The organism is Avibacterium paragallinarum, from assembly GCF_900450705.1.
In the GTDB taxonomy this organism is placed as follows: domain Bacteria; phylum Pseudomonadota; class Gammaproteobacteria; order Enterobacterales; family Pasteurellaceae; genus Avibacterium; species Avibacterium paragallinarum.
Map to the genome: position 1 here is coordinate 116665 of NZ_UGHK01000003.1, position 12114 is coordinate 128778.

Annotated in this window: 10 protein-coding genes and 1 pseudogene; 5 read left to right on the forward strand and 6 right to left on the reverse strand. The window is 41.0% G+C overall.

What is annotated here, in order from left to right; all coding sequences use genetic code 11:
* Positions 1 to 304: 304 nt before the first annotated feature.
* The 4 genes from DXZ23_RS14925 to gntR all read right to left on the reverse strand — a co-directional run bounded on the left by DXZ23_RS14925 (position 305) and on the right by gntR (position 4269).
* Positions 305 to 1276 carry an autotransporter domain-containing protein gene (locus tag DXZ23_RS14925; protein ID WP_017807537.1) on the reverse strand — a complete coding sequence of 324 codons (972 nt, stop codon included), beginning with the start codon at positions 1274 to 1276 and terminating at the stop codon, positions 305 to 307.
* Between the two features lie 48 nt (positions 1277 to 1324).
* Positions 1325 to 2272: an IS110 family transposase gene (locus DXZ23_RS14930; RefSeq protein WP_017805811.1), complete on the reverse strand. Its 948-nt coding sequence runs from the start codon at positions 2270 to 2272 to the stop codon at positions 1325 to 1327.
* Between the two features lie 399 nt (positions 2273 to 2671).
* Complete coding sequence (locus DXZ23_RS14935) at positions 2672 to 2986, reverse strand: hypothetical protein (protein ID WP_017807293.1); 315 nt, start codon at positions 2984 to 2986, stop codon at positions 2672 to 2674.
* Between the two features lie 284 nt (positions 2987 to 3270).
* Entirely contained in the window at positions 3271 to 4269 is a 999-nt protein-coding gene (gene gntR / locus DXZ23_RS14940) for a gluconate operon transcriptional repressor GntR (protein ID WP_026138609.1), read from the reverse strand.
* A 190-nt stretch (positions 4270 to 4459) separates the two neighbouring features.
* Between gntR and selD the strand changes: the two genes are divergently transcribed.
* Positions 4460 to 5497, forward strand: coding sequence for a selenide, water dikinase SelD (gene selD, locus DXZ23_RS14945; protein WP_026138608.1), 1038 nt, complete (start codon positions 4460 to 4462; stop codon positions 5495 to 5497).
* A 230-nt stretch (positions 5498 to 5727) separates the two neighbouring features.
* Here selD and matP read toward each other — a convergent pair whose 3' ends face one another.
* Entirely contained in the window at positions 5728 to 6177 is a 450-nt protein-coding gene (gene matP, locus DXZ23_RS14950; protein ID WP_017807289.1) for a macrodomain Ter protein MatP, read from the reverse strand.
* Positions 6178 to 6368: 191 nt separating this feature from the next.
* Here matP and DXZ23_RS14955 point away from each other — a divergent pair, with 191 nt between their 5' ends.
* Together DXZ23_RS14955 and fabA are read left to right on the forward strand one after the other, a co-directional pair.
* On the forward strand, positions 6369 to 8081 hold the full coding sequence (locus DXZ23_RS14955; protein ID WP_017807288.1) for an AAA family ATPase: 1713 nt from the start codon (positions 6369 to 6371) through the stop codon (positions 8079 to 8081).
* Between the two features lie 206 nt (positions 8082 to 8287).
* Positions 8288 to 8818 carry a bifunctional 3-hydroxydecanoyl-ACP dehydratase/trans-2-decenoyl-ACP isomerase gene (gene fabA, locus DXZ23_RS14960; protein ID WP_017807287.1) on the forward strand — a complete coding sequence of 177 codons (531 nt, stop codon included), beginning with the start codon at positions 8288 to 8290 and terminating at the stop codon, positions 8816 to 8818.
* A gap of 99 nt (positions 8819 to 8917) precedes the next feature.
* Here the strand turns inward: fabA and ybaK are convergent.
* Positions 8918 to 9393, reverse strand: a pseudogene (gene ybaK / locus DXZ23_RS14965) (Cys-tRNA(Pro) deacylase).
* Between the two features lie 73 nt (positions 9394 to 9466).
* Between ybaK and DXZ23_RS14970 the strand changes: the two are divergent.
* Together DXZ23_RS14970 and DXZ23_RS14975 are read left to right on the forward strand one after the other, a co-directional pair.
* Complete coding sequence (locus tag DXZ23_RS14970) at positions 9467 to 10441, forward strand: oxidoreductase (protein ID WP_017807286.1); 975 nt, start codon at positions 9467 to 9469, stop codon at positions 10439 to 10441.
* A gap of 294 nt (positions 10442 to 10735) precedes the next feature.
* Positions 10736 to 12046, forward strand: coding sequence for an NCS2 family permease (locus tag DXZ23_RS14975; protein WP_017807285.1), 1311 nt, complete (start codon positions 10736 to 10738; stop codon positions 12044 to 12046).
* Positions 12047 to 12114 lie beyond the last annotated feature (68 nt).

Here is a 12114-nt window from a genome sequence, read left to right on the forward strand (position 1 = left end):
TTGTTTCTACGTTCACTTTATCATTGAGTTTTTTACTAAAATCCAAGTTGGCATATAACTTATATTCAGATAGATTTTTTCTATAAGTGCGGTCTTTAGATTGTACATAGTAAACTTTTCTATCCGCTTGTACTGTGCTAGAAGTATCGGATAAATCAATGGATTGATAATAACCTAATTTACCAAATTCATTGGTTTCACCGGAACGGAGTTTAAAATAAGCAGCACCTAAATCAAGCCCAATAGTCCAGCCATTTTGTTGATATTGAGTGAGTAAGTTTAATCCTACACTCTGAGTTTTTAATCATGGTGAAGTAAAATCTGCACCGAGGTAGTTAGTTTCAACCTCTTTACCTTGGGTATAGTTATATTGGTAAGTTAAACCTGGGGTGAGAGATAAAGCCGCTGTTGTTTGATAGGCATAGTCAGCCTTGAAAGTAACATTTCCACTATAAAGATGGTAACGAGCCGTTGGTGGGTAAACGGTGAAAATTTCAGATTGGTTTGCCGTGAAACTTTGGTTGTGGCGAATAATGTTGGTAAGTAATGCAATAGTACTTGCTCCCCATTTGTAGCTTGCATTAAAGCCAATTCCTATAGCCTCATCGTCTTTTGAATATTTGCTATTGCGTGAAATGCTATCTACAGCAAAGTTTGCAAATGTACCTAATTTCATATTGTTACCAATTTGATACTGGTATCCCACCACCAAATAAGGCATTTTTACATTAACTTCTTTCTCATAAAGCGAAGTATTTACTAAGTCAGCATAGGCTCCAGATTGGAACTTATTCATTTTATTCAACATATGTAAATTAAATTGCAACTCTGCATATTGACTGGCGATAAGATTTGGACCATGTTGAATATCTGAAAGATATGACATATTATTCTCTTCAAATTTTCTTAGTTTTTCAAAAAGTTTATAGTGTGTACTTGAGATAATAAGGTCTTTCGCAGTTTCTCCTATGTCTACCTTTTGGCTCTGAAAGAGTGATTTAAATCCTTGTAGTCTTGGGTCTGAAGAATTACTTATCATAAGCAATCTGTTGCCAAGTAGAGAAAATTGTTCTTGCTGGCTTAATGAATTAAAATCTTTAACACCATTAAGAATATAGGGTAAAAAAGGAGTTAATTTAGCTAGGTTGGGACGAGCTTTTTTACCTGACTCAATAGCCTTATTTAACTCAATTTGAGCATCACGGTGAATCTCATCTAGTGAGGATTTGGCTAAATTATAGTTTGCTTGGGCATTTGATGAAATAAGGAGACCCATACTAAAGCAACTGTATTCAGCTAAAAAGCAAAAATACAAATTCGTTAATTAAAGTGCGTGAGCGTCCCATTGCGAGTCATCGCGGACAATCGCATTTAAAATGGTGAGAAGTTTACGCATACAGGCGTTAATCGCCACTTTGAACGCCTTACCATTAGCACGTAAGCGTTCGTAAAATTGTTTGAGTTTAGGCTCAAAACGCACACAAACAAATGTTGCCATATACAGTGCATTTCGTACGGCTTTGCGACCACCTGAACAGCGGCTTTTCCATTTGGTGTTGCCACTTTCTTTAGGATGGGGTGCAACACCAACAAGTGAAGCGATTTGTTTATGTGTGTATTGACCTAACTCAGGCAACATTGACATCAAAACGGCTATTGTTTGTGTACCCAACCCTTTGATGTCTTTAAACTTTTTTATTGTATCGTCAAAATGTTTGAGATGCTGTTCGATTTCCCTATCCAGCTCATCAATACGCAGGCTGAGATAGTCGATATGCTGTTCAACACTGAATACTTGTGTGGAATGAACTTGTTCAAGGCGGTTTTTCTCCGCAAAACGCATTTCAACAAGCTGATTACGGCGTGAAACAAGGGCTTCAAGCTGTTCCTGCTCGGGAGTGGGTGGTATGTAAAGCTGCTGTGCTACATTATCACGCATTGCGAGCATTTGGGCGTAAAAAGCCAACATTTTGGCATCTTTATTGTCGGTTTTTGCTAGTGATTGCGACATCGCAAACTGATTGGTTTGTCGCGGGTTAGCAATCACCACACGAAAGCCTGTGCGGTGGAGTGCTTTAGCTAATGGGAGTTCAAGCCCACCGGTGCTTTCAAGGACAATTAAGTCCACACTGAAACGACGTAAATACTCAATGGTATGTGCAATCCCTTTCGGGTTGTTGGTTTCGGTCTTAGTTCGTTTTTGGGTAGAAAGCCCAATGACGAAATGACGTTTAGCAACATCAATACCACAATAAGTTTGTTCATTCATCATTAACCTGCCTTGCATTCGGGTTTAAGTCTGGCAACTGTTCGGTTTTTTGGTGAAATGTTATCTGCTCTCATTGCTACAACTCGGTTTGTTGCCTAGGGCGGACGCGAGATGCAGATAACGGGGTTTTGTTGCTATTTTATATTAATTTTAATATACAAGGGCGGAAGTAAAAATGTTGAGAGGTAATGTTTTCACATTTTTCATATAGATACCTGCTTTGTAATAAAGTTTAAGTGAAACTATAGGAAGTGAAAGAGCATTCTCCCCGCCCCCCTACAGGACGAAGCAGGAAAAAATTATACACAAAAATAGGTATATTTAAAGTTATTTTAAGATGTGGATAAGAATATTGTGGAATAATTCAAGTGGTTTTTATAACCACTTGAATAAGTATTTATATTATTTTGTTATAGATTCAATTTTTTCAATTGTTGCATCTTTAACATCAGTTGCTTTTTCTACTACAGCGTCTTTAACATCAGCGGCTTTTTCTACCACAGCGTCTTTAACATCAGAAGCTTGTTGTGCTACAGCTTCTTTAGTTTCAGCGGCTTTTTCAACTACAACATTTTTAACATCTGCTGCTTTTTCTACAACAGTATCCTTTAATTCAGCGGTTTTTTGAGTAATAGTTTGTTTGGTTTCTTTATCAAAGCAGCCTGTTGTTCCCAAAGTAACGCCTAGAATTAATGTTGCTAATAATGATTTTTTCATTTTTACTCCTAATTTTTTATATGAAGATAAGTATCAGAATTGGGTTGCATAGTCTGTAACAAAAATAAAAAAAAATAAACAATTAATTATTTGTTTTGTGTATAAAACAAGCATTTTAAAATTAAATTATTCTTTTTTTCTAGTGTAATACCTCTATTTGATTAATTTGACGTGTTGAAAAATTAACAAAAAATCAATGGATAAAGCGATCTATTTTCAGCTGTTACATTACAGTTTAGTTTGGTAATTGAAATATACAGGTTAGTTTTAGTTATTTTCTATTGCTAAATACTTTCCCCCAAATGAATTTCATAGCCCAAATTGATAATATGACTTTGCATCGGAATACCTTTTAAGCGATTTAATAGCTCTTGAGCGGCAATTTTGCCAATTTCCAACCTTGGTGTGATAACAGTAGCGAGTTGAGGTGTCATTGATTGCCCTACATCGTGACCGTGAAAGCCAGCAATGGCGATGTCTTGTGGAATTTTTATGCCTAAACGTTGGCATTCAAATAATGCTCCTATTGCTAAATCATCATTCGTACAGAAAATACCGTTGGTATCAGGATATTGTTCTAGGGTTTGACGCAATAAATTTGCCCCTAAAGTGAAAGATGATGGCTCGGATGTAATTAAACTATGCGGCATTAAACCGTGTTTTTTTATTGCATTTTCATAGCCTTGCATTTTTAGCTTCGTGCGTTTATCCATTCTTGCAGTAAAATAAACGACGTTTTTATGACCATAATGAATGAGCGTTTCTACCATTGATTGTGCAGCAGCCACATTATCAAATCCCACGACTTGTTGAATCCCCATTTCACTGCTATCCATAATTTCAATGATAGGAATATTTGCCACTTCCAGCATTTTCAAAGTGCGAGGGCTATGGTGATTTTCTGATAAAATCAGCCCATCGACATTGTAAGACAGCAGGCTTTCTATGCGTTGTTCCTCTTTTTCTACACTATATCCATAGTGTGCCACCATAGTTTGATAGCCTGCTTGATCTGTGATTAGCTCAATGCCTTTGAGTACTTCAGCAAACACTTGATTGGTAAGTGACGGAAGCAGCACACCAATAGCGAGGCTTTTTGCGTTGGATAAAATATCTGGTGCCCGATTTGGAATATAACCAAATTGCTCAATCGCCGCAGCGATTTTTTGTTGCGTTTCAAGTGCAACAGAATTTGGATTGCGTAAATAACGGCTGATAGTCATTTTGGTTAAGCCAAGATGGTCGGCAATCATTTGTAACGTAGGGCGTTTTCGTCTATTCATTGGCATATTATTGAAAAATAAGGATAAGCCATTTTAACTGATTTAAGCCAAAAATCTCACAAAAAATCACCGCACTTAATAAATCGGCGTATAATGCCAACATTCACTCATCAGTTGATGGTAAAGCGAGGAAAAAATGATGCAAGAAAACGCAAATTTTAATGATGTACAAAATGCCTTAAATCAAACCGTGGCAGAAACCGTTCGTTTAACTCAATACAGCCACGGGGCGGGCTGTGGTTGTAAAATTTCCCCCAAAGTGTTGGAAAGCATTTTGCATTCAGAAATGGAAAAATTTGTTGATCCTAATTTGCTAGTCGGCAATGAAACCAAAGATGACGCGGCGGTTTATGACATCGGCAACGGGCTAGGCATTATTAGCACAACAGATTTCTTTATGCCGATTGTGGATGATCCTTTCGATTTTGGACGCATTGCTGCCACCAACGCCATCAGTGATATTTATGCAATGGGGGGCAAACCGATTATGGCGATTGCCATCTTAGGCTTCCCGATTAAATTATTACCGCCAAGTGTCGCACAGCGTATTGTTGATGGTGGACGTTTCGCCTGCCAACAAGCGGGGATTGCCCTCGCGGGCGGACATTCCATTGATGCTCCCGAGCCAATTTTTGGTTTGGCGGTAACAGGCGTGATCGCAACGGATAAAGTGAAAAAGAATGCGTCTGCACAGGCAGGTTGCAAGCTCTATTTAACCAAACCGTTAGGCATTGGCGTTTTAACGACCGCCGAGAAAAAAGGCAAACTCAAAGCGGAGCATAAAGGCTTAGCCACCGCCACGATGTGCCAAATGAATAAAATTGGTGCGAAATTTGCCGAACTTGATGGCATTACCGCGATGACCGATGTAACAGGCTTTGGCTTGTTGGGGCATTTAAGCGAGATTTGCGAAGGCTCACACCTTAATGCGAAAGTGGATTTTGACAAAATCAAAACCTTAGAAGGCGTGCTTCGTTATATCGAAAAAGGTTGCGTACTGGGCGGCACAGGGCGAAATTTTGACAGCTACGGGCATAAAATTTCACCGATGACCGATCTACAAAAAGCCGTATTATGCGATCCGCAAACCTCAGGTGGCTTGCTCATCGCCGTGAAACCTGAAACCATTGATGAGGTTATCGCACTAGCTCAGCAAGAGGGCATTGCGTTGATCGAAGTGGGAGAACTAACCGATCAAGCCCAAGATTTTCTTATTGAAGTGCGGTAAGATTAGATCCTATTTTATGAAGGTAAAAATTTTTTACTCGATTTGGAAAAGAAACTACGTTGAAAATAATGTGGGGAAAACTTATAACTAGATAGATTTCGCATTCATACAAGCGTTGAGTAGAAAGCACTTAAAGTAACCTGATATGAATGCGAAAAACATTTTTCTATAACGATACGTTAAGTTTTATCAAGTCAAGATCGGTTTATTGGTAATGTAGAAAGTGCGGTCTATTTTTTCAACAAATCTTTCAACCCCTCTTTCATTGCCGACATTTGATGTTCATAGGCGACTTTGCTTTCTCGCTCATCAATCATATAAGTGATGGTTTCAGAGAGGGTCATTTTCATTTTTTTCGCATATTTTGAGAGGCGTAACCACACGGCATATTCAAGATCGATAGATTTTTTCTTGGTGGTTTGTTTTTCGCCATTAAAAAAACGTTTACGCCGCGCACGAATGGCTTGATCCAATTTCACCACTAACTTCGGTGAAAGGTGTGTTTTCACCCATTCTTCAATTTCCGCAGAATGGTTTTGTGCTGCAATAAGCTGGCGAATCATTTCTTGCTGTAAACTACGTTCTTCATAACGTGTAATTTGCTCCCCTTCACGGGCTTTTTTGGTTAAATAGAGCCATTTCCAATGGGCTTCTTGGTTTTCTAATTTTTGATATTTCATCGTCAATTTCCCCTCTCGTTACGCGGTAACTCGTTAAGTTTACGCTGTTCTCTTTTTTTTCGCCAGTAAATTTTTGATTTAGGGCGAAATATGCGATAATCACCCTTTTCAATTAACCAAGAGAGCCTTAAGCCTTGCCTGCATTATTTAATCAATCTTTATCTTGGCAGCATTTACGTCCTAGGTTGTCGGTGCAAACTGCCACATCGCAAGCGACGGATTTTTTTGCTTTACAGCCGCGTGCTAGTGCGAGTATCACGCAATTTATGCAAAATTCTGACCGCACTTTGTTAGTGTTGAAAGCGGATCAGCAAACGGAATATGCGGCACTATTGGCGGATTACGTCAGCAATTTACAGCCGCCAGCACTACCGATCCACGGTGTGCATTATGAGATTGAACAAGGCTCAGCACAGACATTTCCTCACATCACAATGCGGGCTGCTCAACACCACGAAGCCAACTTTGCCAATAAAAAAGCGGTTGCTAGTGCGATTTATTATGATAGCCAACGGCTCTTCGGCAATGTTCGCGTTCATTCTTCATCGCAACATATTGATTTACAAAGTGGCTTGGTGCATCAGTTAAACGGTGGTGTGTTGATTTTAAGCGTTGAACCTTTATTAACGCAGGTGGGCTTGTGGGAACGTTTGAAGCAGATCTTAACTGAGCAACAATTTCATTGGCAATCTTCGCCCCCTTATAAAGCCTTGCCTTGTGAAATTCCGAGCTATCCCCTTGCTTTGAAAGTGATTTTGCTCGGCGATCGCACACAACTTGCCTTATTAGAAGAACTGGACGAAACCCTCTATCAGTTGGCAGATTATAGCGAAATCGAAAGCTATTTTTCTTTAGAGAATGAACAAGATCAGCAACAATGGGGCGATTATGTGCGATCTTATGCACAATCTTTCGGGCTGGAAATTTCCGCAGAGGGGCTGAATAAATTGTACCAGCTCTTGGTGCGAGAAAGTGAAGATCGCTATTGCATTAGCATTTCCCCGCTGAAATTAAAAGAAATACTGAGTAACACCCGTACGCTGGTGCAGAAATCTTCATTAAGTGCGGTGGATTTTGAACAATATTTTCAAGCGAAACAACAGCAACAAGGCTTTTTGCAACAGCAAACTTACGCGGATATTCTGCACGAACAAATTTATGTTGCCACACAAGGGGAGGCAGTGGGGCAAATCAACGGGTTATCAGTGATTGAATATCCGGGTAGCCCCATTTCTTTTGGTGAACCCTCGCGTATTAGCTGTGTAGTGCAGTTAGGTGAAGGGGAAGTCGTTGATGTAGAAAGAAAAAATGAGCTAGCAGGGAATATTCACGCCAAAGGTACAATGATTGCTGAAGTGTGTTTGGCGAATATGTTAGATTTGCCTAGCCAGTTGCCTTTTTCAGCTTCTATCGCCTTTGAGCAGTCCTACAGCGAAATTGATGGCGACAGTGCGTCGTTGGCGTGTTTTTGTGTGTTGGCAAGTGCGTTATCTCAGCAACCGCTGCCACAATCTATCGCCATCACAGGGGCGATCGATCAATTTGGTTTGGTGCATTCCGTAGGGGGAGTTAATCAGAAAATTGAAGGCTTTTTCGCAATTTGCGAAAAGCGTGGGCTAACGGGCGAGCAGGGCGTAATCATTCCCACTGCCGTACAGCCTCAACTGAGCCTTTCTGAACAAGTCGTCAGTGCGGTGCAAAATCAGCAGTTTTTTATTTGGGCGGTGGAAGATGTATTCCAAGCCTGCGAAATTCTCTTCAAACGGCATTTATTAGCGGAAGAAGATTGCACTTACAATGAGGAAAACCAACCTTTAAACCTGCTGATTAATCAACGCTTATCGCTCCATTCCGAGCAACAAAAAAGTGGCTTTTGGCATTGGTTGTTTAGGCGGAAACATTAGCCGATAAAACGTGGCATCGTGCAACATCTCGAAAATAGGCGACAAGTGAGGTCGCCTATTTTTTTATTTGAAATGACATTTCAATCCCACTGATCCGATAAGTTGAGCTAACAAGTGTTAGCTCTATCTATTTTGTGAAATAGCTGATAGAATGCCTGAAAAGTTGATACAATCCGTATCGTCATCATTAAGAGGAATAAAAAATAATGAACACTTGTACACCGAATAAGAAGAGTAGCTACAGCTATGAGGATTTATTGGCATCAGGACGTGGTGAACTATTTGGTAAGCAAGGCCCACAGCTTCCCGCTCCCACAATGTTGATGATGGATCGCATTGTAGAAATGAGTGAAACAGGTGGCGATTTTGAGAAAGGTTATATTGAAGCAGAATTAGACATTCACCCTGATTTACCCTTCTTTGCTTGTCATTTTATCGGCGATCCCGTAATGCCGGGTTGTTTAGGGCTAGATGCGATGTGGCAACTTGTCGGTTTCTATCTGGGCTGGATCGGCGGCAAAGGAAAGGGCAGAGCCTTAGGCGTTGGTGAAGTGAAATTCACTGGGCAAATTTTGCCAACAGCGAAAAAAGTGATTTACCGCATTAATATGAAACGTGTGGTAAACCGCAAATTGGTAATGGGCTTAGCCGACGGTGAAGTTGAAGTGGACGGTCGAGTAATTTACACCGCCACGGATCTCAAAGTTGGATTATTCCAAGATACTTCAGCGTTTTAATTCCTTTTTGCATTCTCTATGATCTTGGCTCAAGCTGTTTTCCCCTTTTTCGCTTGAGCCTTTTTTATGTCTTCAAAATAAGACAAATCGAAATATGAGTTAGTCTTTCTCATCAAGAATATCGGCAAAGATCCCATTAATACAACGGGCAAGATCTTGCGGTGCGAGTTCAACGCTCAAGCCACGCTTTCCACCTGAAACGTAAATTTGCGTAAAGTCTAACGCGGATTGAGCAATCACAACTGTTTCTTTTGTCCTAAAGGGCTAATTCCCCCCACTAAATAACCTGAACTTTTCTGTGTCGCGTCTTTCTCTGCTATTTCTACTTTTTTCGCACCAATGGCTTTTGCCGCTTTTTTCAAATTGAGCTTATTTGCTGTCGGCAACACAAAACAAGCCAGTTTTTTCTGATCGCCATTTTCAGCAACAAGCAAAGTTTTAAAGGATTGCTCAGGCGGAATACCCAACTTTTCCGCCGCCTCATCGCCAAAATGCGTATTATTGGGATCGTGATCGTAATGATGAAGCACAAAAGGGATTTTTTGCTTTTTTAGTAAATCAATCGCGGGTGTCATTTTCCTTTCCTACAAAAATTCTGTAAAATACGGGGCTTATTTTACGCTGATTATCAAGATCAAGGGAGAAAAAATGTTAAAATTTGCGATTGCGGCAGAATTTGAGCTTGCCGAAAAACTCGCCGATAGCCTAGCCCAAAGTCAATTAGAGATTGCAGAGTTGGCTGTGGTAGAAATTTACCCATTTAATGAAGAACAAGGCATTCGTTTCAACAATAAAGCCGTTGCTCAGTTTTCACCCGAAGACGCGGACTGGTCAGCCTTCAATTATGTGTTTTTCGCGGGTGAAGTGGCTCACGCCAGCCATTTAGCCAAAGCGGCAGAAGCGGGTTGTGTGCTTATTGATCTGTTTGGCATTTGTGCCAGCTTGCCTGATGTTCCTGTGGTTATTCCAACGGTGAACGATCAGCAATTAGCGGAGTTGCGTCAGCGTAATATCGTTTCTCTCCCGAACCCGCAAGTTACGCAAAGCCTTTTGCCATTGGCGGACGTTTTACAAAATTATCCGTTAAAACAACTCATTATCAGCTCATTCCTGCCCGCGTCTTATATGGGTGATGAAAAAGTTGCTGAGCTTGCGGGACAAACTGCACGGCTTTTGAACGGCATTCCGTTAGATGAAAATGTGCAACGCCTAGCCTTTGATGTTTTCCCTGTGAAAAGTGCCAATTTATCTGCTCAAGTGCAAAAAATTTTCCCACAGCTTGATAATGTGGTGTTCCACCAAGTGCAAGTGCCCGTGTTTTATGGAATGGCTCAGCAGGTGAGTGCGTTTTTTGATTATGAGGTATCGAGCGAAGCCGTTGCGGAAATGTGGCAACAAAATGCCTTGCTTGATTATCAACCCGAAACGCTCATTACCCCTGTGATTAATGGGGAAAAGGAAAACGGCGAAAATGACGTGAAGCTGCATTTAAGCAACCTTAGCCAGATCGAAAGTGCGGTGCAAAATGGCATTGAATTTTGGTCAGTGGCAGATGACCAACGCTTTACCCTCGCTTTAATGGCAGTGAAATTAGCCGAGCAAGTGTATCAAGCAGGTTATTAAGATTTCAGCCCTACTTTATTTTGAGCTTCATTTTATTGAGCTTTAACGGCGATAATACACAGTAAAAAGTGCGGTCAGAAAAATAAGCAAATTTTCCACCGCACTTTGCTTTTTCTATTATCGTTATTTGATTGCAAAATAATACTGCCTTGCCTGATTTTGAATTGAAACAACGAGAAAAATTTGCGAAAAATCTATCGCGAAATCGTTTGCTTTCTGCTAGAATTGGCAGGAAAAACACCCTTCTTTAAGTCGCGTTTTTCATCTTTTTTATCAACGAAATTGGATTAAAAAATGGAAAATCAGTCTGTTCTACAAAAACTTTTTAAACTCAAGCAAAAAAATACCACAGCAAAAACAGAAATTATCGCGGGGATCACCACCTTCTTCACGATGGTTTATATTGTTTTTGTTAATCCGTCCGTGTTAGGCGAGGCGGGAATGGATAAACAAGTGGTGTTTGTTACCACCTGTTTAATCGCCGCTTTCGGCACGATTGCAATGGGCTTGTTCAGCAATTTGCCTATCGCACTCGCCCCCGCAATGGGGCTAAACGCCTTTTTTGCTTATGTGGTAGTGAGCAAATTAGGCTACTCGTGGCAAGTGGGAATGGGGGCGATCTTTTGGGGATCGGTTGGCTTATTAGTGCTAACGCTGTTCCAAATTCGCTATTGGTTAATGGCATCAATTCCGCTCAGTTTACGCGTCGGCATCGGGGCGGGGATTGGCTTTTTTATCTCCCTGATCGGCTTTAAAAATATGGGCCTAGTGGTGGCAAACCCCGCGACCTTAGTGGCATTAGGTGAGCTACACAATCCGCAAGTGTTAATGGGGATTTTGGGCTTCTTTATTATCGTTGTGCTAGCGGCACGCAATATTTATTCTGGCGTGTTGATCTCTATCGCAGTGGTTACAACTTTAGCCTTATTATTTGATGATAGCGTTGTGTTTCACGGGATCATTTCAATGCCACCAAGCCTTGAACCAGTGGTGGGTAAAGTGGATATTGTCGGTGCGTTGGATACCGCATTGCTCGGCATTATTTTCTCTTTCTTACTTGTCAATTTATTCGATTCTTCAGGCACATTGCTTGGCGTAACTGATAAAGCTGGGATTAGCGATGAACAAGGCCGCTTCCCGAAAATGAAACAAGCCTTGTATGTGGATAGCGTAAGTGCGGTGGCGGGATCCTATATCGGTACTTCTGCGATTAGCACCTATATTGAAAGTGGAGCGGGGGTTTCCGTTGGTGGGCGTACAGGAATGACCGCCGTTGTGGTTGGCTTGCTTTTCTTACTCACCATTTTCTTCTCACCATTAGCCAGCGTCGTGCCTGCGTATGCTACCGCAGGTGCGTTGGTTTATGTGGGAATTTTAATGGCATCAAGCCTAATTCGTGTGCAATGGGAAGATTTAACCGAAGCCACCCCCGCCTTTATCACCGCAGCAATGATGCCGTTCACCTATTCCATCACTGAAGGGATCGCCTTTGGTTTTATTAGCTACTGTGTAATGAAAGTTTGCACAGGTCGCTGGAAAGAAGTGAATGCCCCTGTTTGGGTGGTTTCCTTACTCTTCATTGCAAAATTTGTTTGGGTAGGCTAAGTTTAAATTTAAAGAAATTAAGTGGGCGAAACCGCCCACTTTTCACATCTCACCTCTAACAAAGGAAA